Here is a 15240-nt window from a genome sequence, read left to right as displayed (position 1 = left end):
GTGTCTGTCTCAGGGTTGGGGGGTGTCGAGCGGAACCCGAGGGATCCGGTCAGCGGGTGGTGGAGGCGGTCTTGGGGGTCCAGATGTCGAGGTCCTCGTAGGCCTTGCGCAAGTCGCTCTCGTAGGCGTTGCGCAGCGGCGCGGGCAGGTTGGCGAGGAGCTTGGCGGCCTTCGCGGCGTCGACGCTGTCGAGCAGCCAGGGCAGGTAGCGAGCGGAGTCGTCGCCGACCCGGGTGCGCTGCTCGCCGGCGAAGGCCGCCCACTGCTCCTGGGAGAGCGTGATGTCCATCAGCTTGAGGGCGTCCCGCTCCTCGTGGTCGAGGTGGGCGCCGAGCTTGGTGTAGAGGGTGTCGGTCAGGCCGGTCAGGCGCTCCAGGCCGGAGTCGCGGTCGGCGAGGGCGGCGTCGATGTCGGCGAGCAGCGGGTCGATGACGCCGTGCTCGGCCTCCATGTCGGCGAGCAGGGCCAGTTCGGAGTTCTGGCCGGCCAGCGCGGCCTCCATGACCGGCCAGATCCTCACGTCCTCGGAGGTGTGGTGGATGGTCAGGAACTTCTTGAACAGCTCCCAGCCGACGGCGGTGCTCAGCACGTGCCGGGGGTCCTCGTCGACCCGTGCGGTGATCCGGGCTATCCGCTCCAGCTCGCGTCGCAGGGCGTCGTGGATCGCGAACATCATCGTCATGTCGAGGTTCTTGAAGTCCTGGCTCATCACTCTCTCCCTCACTGCTGCGTTGTCGTACTGCGAGAGTATCGTCAACCTGCTTATCTATCAAGTTTCCAACTAGCAATCTGCCAACCATCAGGGCCAGAACTATTCGCCGGTCGGGGGCTGACGCCGCCGCCGTGCCCGAAGGCGCAGGTCAGCGGGTTCTCGCGGGCTGCAGGACGGGTTCGTCCTGGCCGATTCCGGCCGGTTCCGGTCCGAGGTCCTCGTCGACCCCCTTGCGGATACGGGTCAGCGCGGGGGTGGTCATGGCGGTGGTGAGCAGGGCCATCAGCACCAGGACGGTGAACAGTTCGGGACCGATGACGCCGAGGCCCAGCCCGATGTTGAGGACGATCAGCTCGGTCAGACCGCGGCAGTTCATCAGCGCGCCCAGCGACATGGAGTCCCGCCAGTCACGGCCGGAGAGCCGGGCCGCGAGCGTGCCGCCGCCCCACTTGCCGGCCACGGCGACGGCGAGCACCGCGGCCGCCCACAGCCACTGGCCGGCGCTGCCGCCGAGCAGCCCGACGTCGGTCTTGAGCCCGGTGCTGACGAAGAACAGCGGCAGCAGCACCGGCACTGCGAAGGACCGCATCCGGGCCGCGGTGACCTCGATCCGCCGGCTGCCGCGCGGGGTGATCACGCCGAACAGGAAGGCGCCGAACAGCGCGTGCACGCCGATCCGGTCGGTGGCGTACGCGGACAGGCTCAGCCCGCCGAACAGCACGACCAGCACGACACCGTCGGCGTACCGCCGCTCGGCCCGCGCGGCCCACCGGGCGAGCAGCGGTCGTACGACCACGAACATGACGGCCGCGAAGCCGACCGCGTAGCCCGCGGTGACCAGCGCGTCCATGGGCGAGCCGCTCTTCGTCACGGCGACGACGGCGGCCAGCAGGCACCAGGCGGTGACGTCGTCCACCGCCGCGCTGGCCATCGCGAGCACGCCGACCCGGGTCCGGTACAGGCCCCGGTCGGTCAGGATGCGGGCCAGCACCGGGAACGCGGTGATGCTCATCGACACGGCGATGAACAGCACGAACGGCAGCTTCCCGATGCCGTCCGGGGCGAACCGGCCGTACATGCCGAGCGCCAGCAGCACGCCCAGCACCAGCGGCAGCGCGATCCCGGCCTGCGAGACGGCGACGGCGGTTCTGCTGTTGCCGCGCAGGGACTTGAGGTCGAGTTCCAGTCCGACGAGGAACATGAACACGAGCAGTCCGATGTTCCCGAGCACGCCGATGTAGGGCAGCGCCGACGCGGGGAACAGCCAGCCCTGCGCGTCCGGCCAGAGCCAGCCCAGCAGCGAGGGGCCGAGCAGGATGCCGACGAGGATCTCCCCGACGACCGGGGGTTGCCCGAGCCGCTTGAGAAGCTGAGCCCCGGCCCGGCAGGCGAGAATCACCACGGGCACGGCGACGAGTAGAGGAGTGAGCGGATCAGGGGCGGCAGCAGCTGCCATCACGTTCTCCTGTGAAGAGGGGTCAGGTGACGCGTCCCCTTTGGGGGCGCGGGGAACTGCGCGACATGCCACGACGGCGTCGCGGTCGACTGCGGACCGTGCGCGGCACGGCGCTTCGCAGCAAGTGCCGGGACCTGTTGTCGACCGTCCACAGCCCGGCTGTGGCTGATCGCGCCCGCGCGGCGGTAGCCGCACATCGATACGGCCCCGCGCCCCTTACGGGGCGTTGTACGGACGGAGTGCCTTGGCGTCGCGCAACGCCGATGCCCACCAAAGGAGCTGGTCCAGCATCAGCTTGGCCGCGGCCTCGGCCCCCTCCGGCTCCGCCGGGAAGTTGCCGTCCGCGTCGTAGTGCTCCAGCACCCGCGGGAACGTCACCACGTCCTTCATCCCCACACAGTGGAACTCCGCGAAGATCTGCCGCAGATGCTCGATCGCCCGCACCCCGCCGGCCATGCCGAGCCCGTAGCCGACGAAGCCGACCGGCTTGGCCTCCCACTCCGACTGGAAACTGTCGATGAGGGTCTTCAGCGGCCCCGGGACGCTGCGGTTGTACTCCGGTACGACCACGACGTACGCCTCCGCCCCGGCCAGCCGGGGGCGGAGCGCCGCCGCCCGGGGGTCGGCCGCGTCGAGGCTCGCCGGCAGCGGGTGCTCGGCGACGTCGACGACGTCCAGGACGAGGTCGTCGCGGCGCGCGGTCACCCGCGCGAACCAGCCCGCGACGTCCGGCGCGAGCCGCCCGTCGCGGGCGGAGCCGACCAGCAGCGCCACCCGCAGCGGGCGGGTGACCTGGCCGACGGCCGTCATGTCCGGCCCGCCGGCACCTGCGCGGGCGCCGGGACCGGGGTCAGCGCGATGAACTCGGTGGCCTCGACCCGGGAGAGGATCCGCCGGGTCAGGGCGGGCATCTTCGTCGTACCGTCGTCGCTGAAGACCACCGGGTTGCCGACCTGGATACGGCGGCCGCGCGTGGTGATCTCGCAGCCGCCCGCCGCCAGTACGTTCTTGACCCAGTCGGAGCCGGGTCCGTACGGCAGCGTGATGACGATGTCCGCGCCGCGCCGGAACAGCTTGACCGGCGTGGCGAACTCCCGCCCGGACTTGCGGCCGCGGTGGTGGACCTTCCCGAACCCGGGCAGCCGGCTGAACAGCGGTCCGACGAGATGGTTGGCGAACCGCCGGTTGAAGCGGGCGACTTTCCTGTCGATCGGCATGTCTCAAGTCCCTTGCTCCGTAGGGCACTTCGATTCCGTGGAGTGCGGCCCGGCCCCCGCCGCCGTCAGCGGGGGCCGGGCGCACGGCCGGGCGGCGGTTCAGGCCGCGGGCTTGCCCGCCGGGGTCAGCGGGCCGACCGGCTTGCCGCCGGACTGGAGGAACTTCTGCAGGGAGAAGTTGTCGACGATGCCCCAGCGCTCGGCGATCTTGTCGCCCTCGAAGCGGAACCAGATGATCGCCTGGTGCTGCACCTGGAGGCCGGTCGGCTTGATGCCGATGAAGGGCCCGGTGTGCTTGCCGTGCATGACCCAGCGGATGGCGGCCTTGTCGCCCATCGAGATGAAGTCGAGGATCTCGTACTTGATCCCGCTGAACGCGGACTGCTGGATCCTGATGGTGTGCTTGAACGCCTCCGGGCCGCGCATGGAGTCGTCGTGGCTGCCGTTGTTGCGGAAGTCGGCGGTGAGGTAGCGGTCGGCGGCCGACAGGTCGCCCAGGTCCAGGCCCTCGTGGAAGACCTTCTCGATCAGTTCCTTCTGCTGGTCCGCGGTGAGCGTGGTGGGCATGGGCGGGTTCTCCTCTGCTGAAGTTGCCGAAGTGGTCGTGTTTCCTCGGGTGTCGAGGGTCTTTCGGTCGACCTGGGTCACTCCCCTGGGCACGGCGCCGGTGGTCCACACGATCCGCAGCCGCAGCCGGTCGAAGCGCCAGCCGTCGGGGGTGCGCCGGGCGGTGCCGGTGAAACGGCCGCCGAGCTGGAAGTACTGGGTGGGGTCCGGGGGAAGCGGTGAGCCGTGGTGGACATGGGAGGCGATCAGGCTCCAGCTGAGCCGGGCCGTGTCGCCGTCCACCTCCACCTGGCTCTCCGAGCCGTGGTGGTGGGTACGGCCCCAGCGCGCCATGATCTCGGTGGTGAAGCCGGCCACCCCGGCGAGGCCCTGGTGGCTGCCCACCGGGAACGTCATCTCGACGTCCTCGGTGAACAGGGACCGCGCCCAGGTCTCGTCGAAGCCGCCCTCGTCGAGGCCGGCCAGATAGCGCCCTGCCAGGTCCCGCAGGCTCAGCACGTCGACGAGCCGCGCGACTTCGGCCGTCATGACACCCGGCGTGCTTCGGTCTGGGCGTCCGTCGCGTAGATCACGACGTCGTCGGGGCCGTGCACGACGGCCTTGCCCTCGCCGGTGAGCGCGCCGTCCTCGTGCCGCGCGGTGATGTCGATCTGTATGTACGCGGCCCGGTGGCCGTTGGGGCTGATCTGGGTGACGTCGAGGTTGAAGTCCTCACGCAGGGAGAACTCCACGGAGTCGTCGCCGGTGACGGCCCAGGAGCCGGTGCCGGTGCTCTTCTGCGTGGTGACCGAGAGCGAGCCGTCCGGGGCGAAGGCGACGGTGTACTGGTCCACCTCGCCGTCGTGCGTGACCGTACCCGTCCATTGACCGACGGGTGTCCAGGTGGAAACAGGCATCGAGCACACTTCCTCAAGTCGGGGCGGGAGAGAAACAAAAAATCCGCGTCCCGGACGGGACGCGGATTTCGAGAAGGAAGCCACGGGCTCGACAGAAGGAGCCCGGCCGAAGCGCCACCGCCGTCAGGGCATGGGGGCGCCGAAAAGAGTGTGACACCTCTGTTCGGGTGCGTCAACTTCCCTTATAGATAAGCGAATTGATGGTCAGTCAACCGAAGAAGCCCCCGCGGCAGGGGGATGGGCCGCGGGGGCTGCTTCGCACCGGATCCCCGCACGGATCCGGTTTCTTGCGGGTGATGGTCGGTGAATTCCGTGCACAGAAAAGGATTACTCGAATTCACTGCGGTTACAGGGTCTCGCGCCGCCTATTCGGTCTCGCCCCTGCGGGCCAGTGCGAACAGTTCGTCGAGGTCGTACTCGGCCCGCCGCGGGCCGCCGTGCCGGGTGATCTTTCCGCGACTGGCCCATTTGCGGATGGTCGCCTGGGTGACGCCCATCGCGAGGGCCGCCAGCTCCGTCGGTACCCGGCGGGGCTTCGCCGCTCCGCCCGCCGGCCGGGTCGGCTCGATCATGCCGTTCACCTCCTTCCGCCGCTTCTGCTTCTTCCGCCTGGGGGCCTGGTCCGCCCGGTCCGTTCCTTCCGCCTCCTCCGGCCCTGGCGTGTGCCGCCGTCCGCATCTGGCGCCTGCCACGTCTGGCCACCTGCCACGTCTGGCCACCTGCCACGTCTGGCCACCTGCCACGTCTGACCGCCTGCCACGTCAGGCGGCCTCCCGCATCCGGTCCGCGACCAGCAGCCACTGGCACGGCGGCAGCGCGTGGCCGTCGTCGCAGGCGACATGGCTCGGCACCCGGTCGCCGCCGTCCGCCGGCAGTACGCCGTAGAGCGTCCCGGCACACTCCGGCCGGGTGCACGGGCCCAGCGCGAACCGGCGCACCGGGCCGGGGCCGAGCAGGGCGCGGAGGTCGCCGAGCAGTTCGGCGAGCTCCTCGTCGAAGTCCGGGCCCGCCGGATGCCCGGCGAGCCAGGGCAGCTGCCGGCGCAGGAACCGCACCAGCGCGCCCATCTGGCGGTCGGCGGGCCGGGTGCCCGTGCGCTCGTCCACGACGAGCCGCGCCCACAGCTCCATCACCTCGGTGGTCCGGGTGCGCAGCGCGAGGGCCCGCTCGTCGAGCACGATGCCGACGGTGGCGCGGCTGCCGCTCACCCGCTCGCGCAGCACCGGGCCGCCGGGCACCAACGCCTGGTCGCTCTCCCGGTACAGGTCGAGGAGGGCGCGCAGGGCGCCGTCGATCCGGTCCAGGCAGCGGACGCAGATCCGTCCGCAGCTCCGTCTGCAGTCGCGGCTCCCGTGCTCGTCCGTGAGTCGCTCGAACTCTTCCATGCGGATCCCCCGAATCCTTGGTCCCTGCGGAACTGCCACCAGTCTCACGGGGGTCGCGGGGCCCTTCAACGCACGGCGGTTCAGGGTTCCCACAATCCTCCGCAGCTCTGTCAGCGGAGTGTCAAACCCGTGCCAAGTGGCCGGATATGATCACTGTTACAAACAGACCTGTCTGATTGAGGACCAACTCGGATCTTCGCCCGTCGCGCATGTTTCCGGACAACCACCCTTGCCGCCTGGGGCGTTCGGATTCTGTGGAGATCATGCAGAGGTAGGCCCCTACCGGGGTCCTCCCAGGAAACAGGCATGGTTGTATGATTCTCACCATCATTGACATCGGTGTCCGTGAGCATGGCGTGCACCGGGCACTCTGTTGGCAGGGAAGGCGGGTGCACCTGATGCAGGCGCGATCCGAGCAGACGCGTCAGGCTCTCCTCCATGCCACCGCCGAGCTCATCGCGGACGGCCGGCTGTCCGACGCGGGGCTGGTCAACATCTGCCGCCGGGCAGGTGTCAGCCGCGGGGCGCTCTACCACCACTTCTCCTCCACCACGGCCCTGACCGCCGCCGTGTACGAGGAGGCCCGGCAGCGGGTCGAGGCGCTGACCGAGGAGGCGTTCTCGGGTCCGGTGGCCGACGCGCCGAAGCGCTTTCTCTTCGCGCTCGGCGAGGCCATGCGCACCGAGAAGATCGTCCGGGCGGGCATGCAGCTGGCCGCGGACGGCTCGGCCGGACCGCCCCGGCTCCGCGACGACATGCTGGCCGCGGTCCACGAGCGGGTCACCGAGGCGCAGAAGGAGGCCGAGGAGCCGGCCGAGGACCTCGCGGACCTGGCCGTGGTGATGGCCGCGGGCATCGAGACCCTGGGGCACACCGACCCGAGCTGGTGGGACGGCGAGATCACCCAGCGGCTGTGGCGGCTGCTGCGCCCGCTGTTCGACCGCGACCGGCCCAACCGGGGCGGGGAGCGCCGGATCTGACCCGCCGCCGGTCCGCCCCGCACACCGAAGGCGGGCCGGGAACCGTTTGGTAGGGCCAGTCAGTCCGTCGGCGGCGTCGTGCGCAGTCGGCCGACCAGGCCGGGCGTGGCGAGGCCGGGCAGCAGGAACTTCCAGAAGACGCTGGTGCGTTCGGGCAGGTCGGCGCGGCCGGAGTAGGCCTGGGACATGATCTGCAGGCCGGTGAAGCAGCCGACGATGAGCGAGGTGACCTCGCGCACATCCACCCCGGGCAGGATCTCGTCCCCTTTCTCGGCCTCCTGCAGCAGCGTCAGGATGGTTTCCGTGGACTGTTCGTAGGTGGTCTGCGGAGGGCAGTCGAACGACGTCTGCTCTATGGTCAGCCGCACGCTCGCGCGCAGCACCGCGTCGTACTGGAGGCGCCGGGCGAACTCCAGGGTCAGGTCGATCACCGACTGCAGCCTGACCGGCCGGTCGGGCACCTCCAGGGCCTCGGCGTGCGCCTGCACCAGCGCCAGCGCGATGGCTTCCTTGGAGGGGAAGTGATGGTAGAGGGACCCGCGGGTGAGTCCGGTGCGGGCCAGGATCTCGTTGGTGCTGGCGGCGTCGTAGCCGCGCTCGTCGAAGACCTGGGCCGCCGCCTCCAGGATCGACCGCCGTGACCGCTTGCCGCGTTCCTGCTGAGCCATGCCAGATCCCTACGCTCTCCCACAGAATTCAACAGACTTGTCTGTATCTTAAGCCGCATCCACGGCCCACGGTCAGTACCGCGACGGGAGTTGTCAGAAAGCGGTTCCGGGCCGGGCACCGGAACCGGGCATGACCTCGGGGAACGTGCGGAGCGTCAGGGGGAGCCGATCCGGAAACCGACCCCGCGGACGGTGACGATCCAGGCACTGGAGCCCAGTTTGCCGCGCAGGGTGCCGACATGGGTGTCGACCGTGCGGCCGCGCGGGGACCACGCGTCGTCCCACACCTGGGCCATGATCTGGCGGCGCGGGATCACCGTGCTGGGCTGCGAGGCCAGCAGGTGGAGGAGGTCGAACTCCTTGCGCGTCAGGTCCAGCGGCCGCCCGTCCAGGGTGGCCGTCCGGGCGCCCGGGTCGATGCGCAGCGGCCCGTGGGCGACGACCCGGCCGCCGGCCGGCTGGTTCGCCGGCTGCACCCGCGCCCGCCGCAGCACCGCCTCCATCCGGGCCAGTAACTCCCGGAATCCGTATGGTTTGACGAGGTAGTCGTCCGAGCCGGCCTGCAGGCAGAGCACACAGTCGAGCTCCGAGCCGCGCGCGGTGACGGAGATGATCGGCAGATCGCTGACCGCCCGGATGCCGCGGCACACCTCGAGACCGTCCAGGTCGGGCAGGTCGAGGTCGAGCAGCACCAGGTCGGCCTCGCGGTGCCCGCGCAGCGCCTGGGCGCCGGTGGTCGCGCCGTGGGTGGCGTATCCGTGCCGGATCAGACCCTGCCGGAGGGTGTCGGCGGTCCGTGGGTCGTTCTCGACGACCAGGACGTTCAGGCCCGCCGCCCGGGGCGCGCTCTGCGCGGGGGCCGGGCGGGCCGGGTGCCCGCCCGGGGCGAGCGGGACGAGCGGGCCGTGCGAGCGGTGGCGCCGCGCCGACGGCGCCACGAGATCCGCGTACTGGCGGTTCATCTGTTCCCCCTGAGGCACATCCACGTCATCTCGGACTGCGGGTTCACGAGCAGACCGTACCAAACAGACTTGTCTGATTGTCAACTGCCGAGGTGGCGCGGCGCGGCGTCTCGACCTCACCTGGCCCGCGCCGCGATGAGCTGCAATTTCGTCGGATTACCGGACAAGTGGGAGGCAGGACTCCACTCAGGCGACCCGGAGAAAGACTTGACCAAGGTCTATGCCACTTCAATAAACCATACAAGGTTGTTCGTTTCGCGGATGCAATCCAGACATAACGGTCAGTTGCCCTCGATCGCCGGACCAGCGGAGTTCCGGACTCCCCCAAGAAATCGGCTCGCCTCTTGCAGAACCGGACCGACCTGTCTGTATCTTGTGGCTAGAACGTCGGCCACGGGGGGTGACAGCCGGCGTACGGCTTGTTGCCCCCTCCCCGTCACACCGACACAGGAGCGCTGCACATGCCGCACCTCACCGAACGGACCCTCGCCCAGAAGCCCCTGCTCCCCGGACTGACCACGACCGTGCCGCGTGAGTACGTCCATCGCGCGGCCGTCTCCGAGGTCCTCCTCACCGGCTGGGAACCCGACGGGTCCCCCGGCGCCCCCCGGGGCACCGGCGACGACGCCGGTTTCGTCGTCCGGGCCCAGTGGCCGCGCTGCCACGCCCTGTTCGCCCCCGACCGGGGCTACCAGGACCCCATGCTGCTGATCGAGTCCGTCCGCCAGATCGGATCCCTGCTCGCCCACGCCGAGTTCGACGTGCCGTTCGGCCACCAGTTCCTCATGTCTGACATGTCCGTGACCACAGAGCCGGAGCTGCTCGTCGCCGACCCGGTCCCCACCGATGTCGAGATGCACACGGTCTGCCGCGACGTCGTCCGCCGCGCGGGCCGGCTGCGGGAGATGCGCTACGACGTGACGGTGCTCCGCGAGAACGGCGCCCGGGCCACCGCCTCGGCCGCGTTCCGCTGCATGAGCCCGGATGTGTACCGGCGGATGCGCGGGGAGCGCCCCACCACCACCGGCCGCACCCCGCCGCCGGCCCTCGACCCGGCCGCCGTGGGCCACGCCGGCCCCCGGCACGTCGTCCTCGGCGAACCCGCGCCGGGCACCCGCGGCCGATGGGAACTGCGGGTCGACACCGCGCACCCGACCTACTTCGACCACCCTGTCGACCACATACCCGGCATGTTCCTCCTGGAGGCCGCCCGGCAGGCCGCGCACGCCCGCACCGGGGTGCCCGGCGCCCTCCTGCTCGACATGCGCAGCGAGTTCGTGCGGTACGCCGAACTCGACGCGCCCTGCTGGATCACGGCCGACCCCGAACCGTACGGCGGCGCCGGCGACCTGCTGGTACGGGTGCACGGCAGCCAGCGGCAGGAGACGGTCTTCACCGCCGAACTGGTCCTGCGGCCACGAGTCCGCTGACCCCGACCGCCTTCCGGGAGAGTCCCCGTGGCCACCATCCTCATCACCGGCGCGTCCGGGTTCGTCGGGGCGCATGTGACACACGAGGCGCGACTGCGGCGCGCCGAGCTCAGGCTCATGACCCACCGCAGGACCCTGCCCCGGACCTGCTCCGGGGTGCGGACCGTGTCCGCCGATCTGACCGACCCCGGCTCGCTGCGCGGGGTGTGCGACGGGGTCGACGTCCTGCTGCACTGCGCCTCGCAGATCGGCGGCAGCGCGGAGGCCAACGAGGCCGTCAACGCACGTGGTACGGCGGCGCTGGTCGCCGAGGCCCGGCGCGCGGGGGTACGCCGGATCGTCCAGCTCAGCACCGCCTCCGTCTACGGCCGCGGCACCTTCCGCGGCTCCCGCCCCGAGGAGCTCACGCGCAATCCGGGCTCCGTCACCTCCCGCACCCGCGCGGCGGCCGAGGACGCGGTCCTCGCCGCCGGCGGCGTGGTGCTCCGCCCCCATCTGGTCTTCGGCGAAGGGGACCTGTGGGTCGGGCCCAACCTGGCCCGGCTGCTGCGCGCCCTGCCGGGGGTGGTGGCCGGCTGGCCGGCGCGGGCGTCGGTGATCACCGCGCCGGACCTGGCCCGGCTGCTGGTGGCCACGGCGCTCGCGCCGGACGCGGCACTGACCTCGCGGGTGTACCACGCGGCGCAGCCGCTGCCGGTCACCGTGGACAGTGCGCTGCGGGCGGTCGCCGAGTGCGCCGGGATCGCCTGGCCGCACGACAATCTCACCGTCGAGGGGGCCAAGGCGATCCTCGCCGCCAAGGGCGTCCCGCCGGGCACGCTCGACATCCTGACCACGGACCACTTCTTCGAGGCGGACGCGCTCTGGTCCGACCTCGGCGAGTCGCCGGCCGCGGGCTTCGCGAGCTGCTTCCGCCGTGCGGAACGGTGGTACCGATCGACGCTGGCGGGGGTCTGACCCGGCCGCGGGCCCCCGCAGGGGCTGCGGCGCCCACGCGGCGGCACCCGCATCCCGAATACAGCCCCCGAACCCCTTCGGGCGCGCCGACGGCCGTGTCTCCTACGCCAACCACACGACGAACCACGGCCGGGCGGTGCAGAACATCCGGGCCTTCCTGGCGGGTTCCCCGGTACGGCGGCTGCCCCGACTCGGGCCCTTGGAGTGATCGTCCGGTGATCGGCGTGACCAGCCGCAGGTCGGGGCGTTGAACGGGGAGTGCGGCGGCTGGTCCTGCCGCCGCACTCCCCGAGCAACAAGAAGGAGAACTGATGTCTCGCATCGCGAAGGCTGCCGCCGTCGCTCTCGGCACCGGCGCAGTGGTGATCGGCGGAGCCGGCCTGGCTCTGGCCGACGCGGGCGCCCAGGGTGAGGCCGTCGGCTCCCCCGGCGTGCTGTCCGGCAACGTCATCCAGGTCCCGGTCAACATCCCGGTCAACGTGTGCGGCAACACCATCGACGTGATCGGTCTGCTGAACCCGGCGTTCGGCAACACCTGCGTCAACGAAGGCCACGGCAAGGCCGGCGACGACAAGGGCGGCGACAGCAAGAACGGTGGCTACGGCAGCTGAGCCACCGCCGGCAGAGGAGCCCCGGCACCCTGGGTGCCGGGGCTCTTCCCGTGTCCGGGGCGCCTCAGGCGTACCGGTAGATCCGGCTCAGGTCCTCCAGCGACCCGGGGGTGACGTCCCACGGCGGCAGCTTCTCGCCGCGGGCGACGACCCGGCGGTGCTGCGGGTCGCCGCGGCCGGGCGGCCCGGCCGGTACATAGCGCTGCCCTCGGTGCCGGGCCTTCCAGCGCTCCCACTGCAGGTCGACGAAGGCGTGGTGGAACCAGAAGACGGGGTCGTTGACGGAGGCGCCGCCGAGCATCGCCCCGCCGACCCAGCGGTGCACCCGGTTGTGGTTGCGCCAGGACGTGCTGCCGCTGCCGGACCCCCAGCCCTCCAGCTTGTTGCGGAAGCCCCGGCTGACGGTCGAGTCCCAGGGGGCGACGTCGTACACCGGGTCGTCGAGCGCCTGGGCGAGCTGGGCCCTGGTGGGCAGTGCGATCGGGGCGCCGGCCCGGCCCAGGTCCCGGGCGAGGAACTCGCCGTCGGTGATGCCCTCCTTGATGGTCCAGTGCCCGGCCGAGTAGGCGAACGGACCGGTCATCACCTGCTGGTCCCGGGCCCGGCCGTTCCCGCCGAGCAGGTCCCTCGTCCAGGGGACGGAGGACGTCGTACGGTCTCTGGTCCAGTCCCAGTACGGCACGGTCACCGACCCGTCCACGCGGCGCAGGGCGCGCTCCAGTTCCAGCAGGAAGCGGCGGTGCCAGGGCAGGAAGGAGGGGGCCATGTGGGCGGTGCGCAGCCCTCGCTCGCCGTCGGCGGTGTAGTGGTCGATGTGCATCCGCACGAACTCGTCGTACTCGCCCCGCCGTTTGACCTCCAGGAAGGCGTCGACGAGCCGTTTGCGCTCGCCGGCCGTCAGCCTGCCGACGTCCTTACGCACGTACGCCATGGTCGCCCCCCATGTGCAGATGCCCCCCGCCCATCGGTCCCGGGGCCAGGTCGCGCAGCCGCTGCCCGGGCCCGATCTGGTCGACGGCCGCCCGGGCCGCCTGCAGCGGGGTCGGGTACGAGCTGTAGTGGTCGACCATGCTCAGCCAGGTGCCGTCGGCCCGTCGCATCAGATGCAGCGGCCGGCCCGCCACGGTGACCTGCCACTCGACCCGGTCGTCGGCCCGCCCCGCCACCGGCACCAGGACACCGTGGATACGGCGGCCCCGGTAGGTCTCGTCGAAGGAGGTGCCCGCGGGGCCGTCCGCCGGGGGCACCGGGCGGGAGGCGCCGACGACCGGGGCGAGCGCCAGGGCGGCCACGGAGGCGAGCAGCCCCCGGGTGACCTCGCGCCGCGTCGGCCCGCCCGCCCCGGCTCTGTCCGGCCGCCCGGCCCCCGGCTCCGCGCCCACCGCCACACCGCCTGCTCCGACGACCATGCTCGCTCCTCGTACGGTTCACCGATCGCTGTCGGTACCGGTAACCGTCCGAGGGGCCGCCCGGTCACCGCCGCGCCGCCATCCGGCGCACGGCCGGGACCGGGGAGCGGCCGGTGTGGCGGCCGTACTCACCGGCGGGTCGTCACCGGCCGGGGCCGGCGCCCAGGTCGCCGCCGACGACCGTCTGCAGGGCCGGGGCGAGCACGCCGGCGTCGGGCATTTGCGGGGCCGGCATGCCGAGGTGCTGCGGGTCGGGCGCGGTGAGCGGGGCGACCAGCGCCAGGCCGGGAGTGAGCGCGCGCAGGCCGGAGGCCGGGGTGCCGACATCGATGTGGTCGTAGCCGTCGCCGAGGACGCGCGGCAGCGGCGCCCTGAGGCCGACGCCGGGCAGCCCGCCGTTGAGCGGCACCTGCGGCAGCGTCCGGTCCGGGAGGAGCCGGCCCTGGACGTAGCGCGGTCCCTCGGGGACGCCGGGGATGAACAGCGGCAGCTCCATGCCGAGCTGGGGCATCTCCATGTTCAGGGACTTCTCGACGCCGTCCAGCGGCACGGGGACGGGCACCGTCGGGGTGGCGGCGGCGGGCGTGGCGGCGGCGCCCACGGCGACCGCGACGCCCGTGACGACGGCGGCAACGGTTCCTCGGGTGGTCGGCTTCATGTCGGGTACGGGCCCTTTCAGGAGGCGGGAGGAGCGATGTCCGTACCGGGTAACGAGCCGGAAAACGGCATCAGTTCACATTTCGCCCGGGTGCAGCATTAGTGGGCTGTTCACTCATCAGCTCGTCCCGAAGTCCCTTGTTCAGCTCGTCCAGAAGTCCCACCAGCGGGTCAGGACCAGCATGCCGACGACCCCGATGTGCAGCAGCGGAAGTACCCAGGTGAACTCGCCGAGGAAGTCCCGCAGCCAGGCGGGCGCGGGCAGGAACCGATGGCGTACGGCGAAGGAGGTGACGTACCAGAACAGCAGGATGGTGGCGACCCAGGCCAGGCAGCACCACAGGCAGAGCGCGTTGATCCGGTACAGCGACTCGAACTGCAGCCAGGACACGAAGCCGACGCCGAAGAGACAACCCGCGTCGAAGGTCAGCCAGTACCAGGCGGGGAAGCGGGCGCCGGCCAGCAGGCTCATGCCGACGCAGATCACGACGCCGTAGGCCACCAGGCCCAGCATCGGGTTGGGGAACCCGAACGCCGCCGCCTGGTCGCTCTTCATCACGCTGCCGCAGGACACCACCGGGTTCAGGCTGCACCCGGGGACGAAGCGCGGGTTCTCCAGCAGCTTGAACTTGTCGAGGGTGATGACCCAGGAGGCCAGCAGCCCGGCCGCCCCCGCGACCACCGTGAGCAGCGCGAACCCCCGGCCGGCGGCTGCGGTTCCCGGCATCAGCCGCGCAGGCTGCGGGCGGGCAGCACGATGTGCGCGGCGGCCGTCAGGGTCTCCTCGGCCCCGGCGAAGTCCTTCAGCGCCGCCGCCTCGACGGGCTTGCCGGGCTCGCCCCCGGGCCACGGCCGGGTGGTGAACACCAGGTAGGCGTAGCCGCGTTCGGCGACGGCGGCGAGCCACTCCTCGGGCGCGGGGCACTGGGCGTTGAGCGGGGCCAGGTTGAGGACGGCCGTACCGGACTCGACCAGCAGGGTGACGGGCAGGCGGGGCCGGGCGGTGCCGTCGACGAGGTCGCCGCCGACCGGCAGTCCGTTGTTCTCCAGCAGCGCCTCGACGGCGGCCGAGGTGGCCGCCGCGCCGCCCGCGGCGTCGCCGAGGGAGTAGGCCAGCAGATAGGGCATGTCACTGCCGTCGGGAGCCTCGCCGCTCCAGGCCAGCACGGCGACCGTGCCGAGGTCGGCCGGGCGGAAGGGGCGGGTCGCGCTTGGGGTTGAGGTCACCGCGTGACCTTATCGACGGGCCGCGGGGCGGCCGGGTGCCCGCTCACCCGACCGGCGGACAGCCGGCGGTGCGGCCACACGAACGAGGGACGCCGGTACCGGCGTC

Annotated in this window: 19 protein-coding genes; 4 read left to right on the top strand and 15 right to left on the bottom strand. The window is 71.6% G+C overall.

Annotated features, from left to right (window positions below; genetic code table 11):
* Nucleotides 1-49: 49 nt before the first annotated feature.
* The 8 genes from ACGFZQ_RS02100 to ACGFZQ_RS02065 form a co-directional block, all read right to left on the bottom strand.
* Nucleotides 50-709, bottom strand: coding sequence for a hemerythrin domain-containing protein (locus ACGFZQ_RS02100; RefSeq protein WP_393838759.1), 660 nt, complete (start codon nt 707-709; stop codon nt 50-52).
* A 151-nt stretch (nt 710-860) separates the two neighbouring features.
* Nucleotides 861-2168, bottom strand: a complete 1308-nt coding sequence (locus ACGFZQ_RS02095) for a cation:proton antiporter (RefSeq protein ID WP_393838758.1) — start codon at nt 2166-2168, stop codon at nt 861-863.
* Nucleotides 2169-2384: 216 nt separating this feature from the next.
* On the bottom strand, nt 2385-2978 hold the full coding sequence (locus tag ACGFZQ_RS02090; protein ID WP_393838757.1) for an NADPH-dependent FMN reductase: 594 nt from the start codon (nt 2976-2978) through the stop codon (nt 2385-2387).
* Nucleotides 2975-3385, bottom strand: coding sequence for a nitroreductase family deazaflavin-dependent oxidoreductase (locus ACGFZQ_RS02085; protein ID WP_365800852.1), 411 nt, complete (start codon nt 3383-3385; stop codon nt 2975-2977). The genes ACGFZQ_RS02090 and ACGFZQ_RS02085 overlap by 4 nt, the downstream gene beginning before the upstream one ends.
* A gap of 99 nt (nt 3386-3484) precedes the next feature.
* Complete coding sequence (locus ACGFZQ_RS02080) at nt 3485-4480, bottom strand: nuclear transport factor 2 family protein (RefSeq protein ID WP_351735148.1); 996 nt, start codon at nt 4478-4480, stop codon at nt 3485-3487.
* On the bottom strand, nt 4477-4848 hold the full coding sequence (locus ACGFZQ_RS02075) for a dehydrogenase (RefSeq protein ID WP_351735146.1): 372 nt from the start codon (nt 4846-4848) through the stop codon (nt 4477-4479). Before ACGFZQ_RS02075 ends, ACGFZQ_RS02080 begins: the two co-directional genes overlap by 4 nt.
* Nucleotides 4849-5213: 365 nt before the next feature.
* On the bottom strand, nt 5214-5420 hold the full coding sequence (locus ACGFZQ_RS02070; protein WP_351735144.1) for a hypothetical protein: 207 nt from the start codon (nt 5418-5420) through the stop codon (nt 5214-5216).
* Nucleotides 5421-5609: 189 nt separating this feature from the next.
* Nucleotides 5610-6233 (bottom strand): OvmZ protein, encoded by a 624-nt coding sequence (locus ACGFZQ_RS02065; RefSeq protein ID WP_351735142.1) that lies wholly within the window; start codon nt 6231-6233, stop codon nt 5610-5612.
* Between the two features lie 398 nt (nt 6234-6631).
* Here ACGFZQ_RS02065 and ACGFZQ_RS02060 point away from each other — a divergent pair, with 398 nt between their 5' ends.
* Nucleotides 6632-7213, top strand: a complete 582-nt coding sequence (locus ACGFZQ_RS02060; protein ID WP_351735140.1) for a TetR/AcrR family transcriptional regulator — start codon at nt 6632-6634, stop codon at nt 7211-7213.
* Between the two features lie 59 nt (nt 7214-7272).
* Here ACGFZQ_RS02060 and ACGFZQ_RS02055 read toward each other — a convergent pair whose 3' ends face one another.
* On the bottom strand, nt 7273-7881 hold the full coding sequence (locus ACGFZQ_RS02055; protein WP_393838756.1) for a ScbR family autoregulator-binding transcription factor: 609 nt from the start codon (nt 7879-7881) through the stop codon (nt 7273-7275).
* Between the two features lie 155 nt (nt 7882-8036).
* A complete protein-coding gene (locus tag ACGFZQ_RS02050; RefSeq protein WP_393838755.1) occupies nt 8037-8843 on the bottom strand; it encodes a response regulator transcription factor in 807 nt (268 codons plus the stop codon).
* 461 nt (nt 8844-9304) lie between these two features.
* On the opposite strand from ACGFZQ_RS02050, the gene ACGFZQ_RS02045 reads away from it, so the two are divergent.
* The 3 genes from ACGFZQ_RS02045 to ACGFZQ_RS02035 all read left to right on the top strand — a co-directional run bounded on the left by ACGFZQ_RS02045 (nt 9305) and on the right by ACGFZQ_RS02035 (nt 11841).
* Nucleotides 9305-10273, top strand: coding sequence for a ScbA/BarX family gamma-butyrolactone biosynthesis protein (locus ACGFZQ_RS02045; RefSeq protein WP_393838754.1), 969 nt, complete (start codon nt 9305-9307; stop codon nt 10271-10273).
* Between the two features lie 27 nt (nt 10274-10300).
* Nucleotides 10301-11230 (top strand): NAD-dependent epimerase/dehydratase family protein, encoded by a 930-nt coding sequence (locus ACGFZQ_RS02040; RefSeq protein ID WP_393838753.1) that lies wholly within the window; start codon nt 10301-10303, stop codon nt 11228-11230.
* Between the two features lie 311 nt (nt 11231-11541).
* Nucleotides 11542-11841 (top strand): chaplin, encoded by a 300-nt coding sequence (locus ACGFZQ_RS02035; protein WP_393838752.1) that lies wholly within the window; start codon nt 11542-11544, stop codon nt 11839-11841.
* A gap of 64 nt (nt 11842-11905) precedes the next feature.
* Here the strand turns inward: ACGFZQ_RS02035 and ACGFZQ_RS02030 are convergent, their stop codons facing one another.
* The 5 genes from ACGFZQ_RS02030 to ACGFZQ_RS02010 all read right to left on the bottom strand — a co-directional run bounded on the left by ACGFZQ_RS02030 (nt 11906) and on the right by ACGFZQ_RS02010 (nt 15134).
* Nucleotides 11906-12772 (bottom strand): tyrosinase family protein, encoded by an 867-nt coding sequence (locus ACGFZQ_RS02030; RefSeq protein ID WP_393838751.1) that lies wholly within the window; start codon nt 12770-12772, stop codon nt 11906-11908.
* Nucleotides 12756-13250 carry a tyrosinase family oxidase copper chaperone gene (locus ACGFZQ_RS02025; RefSeq protein ID WP_393838750.1) on the bottom strand — a complete coding sequence of 165 codons (495 nt, stop codon included), beginning with the start codon at nt 13248-13250 and terminating at the stop codon, nt 12756-12758. The genes ACGFZQ_RS02030 and ACGFZQ_RS02025 overlap by 17 nt, the downstream gene beginning before the upstream one ends.
* 142 nt (nt 13251-13392) lie before the next feature.
* The gene (locus tag ACGFZQ_RS02020; protein WP_393838749.1) at nt 13393-13908 is read right to left on the bottom strand and encodes a hypothetical protein; all 516 of its coding nucleotides are present in this window, start codon (nt 13906-13908) and stop codon (nt 13393-13395) included.
* A gap of 141 nt (nt 13909-14049) precedes the next feature.
* Entirely contained in the window at nt 14050-14634 is a 585-nt protein-coding gene (locus tag ACGFZQ_RS02015; RefSeq protein WP_393838748.1) for a vitamin K epoxide reductase family protein, read from the bottom strand.
* Entirely contained in the window at nt 14634-15134 is a 501-nt protein-coding gene (locus tag ACGFZQ_RS02010) for a DUF5949 family protein (protein ID WP_393838747.1), read from the bottom strand. The genes ACGFZQ_RS02015 and ACGFZQ_RS02010 overlap by 1 nt, the downstream gene beginning before the upstream one ends.
* Nucleotides 15135-15240 lie beyond the last annotated feature (106 nt).

Origin of the sequence: Streptomyces sp. NPDC048254, from assembly GCF_043201895.1 — a bacterium.
In the GTDB taxonomy this organism is placed as follows: Bacteria; Actinomycetota; Actinomycetes; order Streptomycetales; family Streptomycetaceae; genus Streptomyces.
The sequence above is the reverse complement of the archived record's forward strand: the minus strand, read 5'-3'. Positions and strand labels throughout refer to the sequence as shown.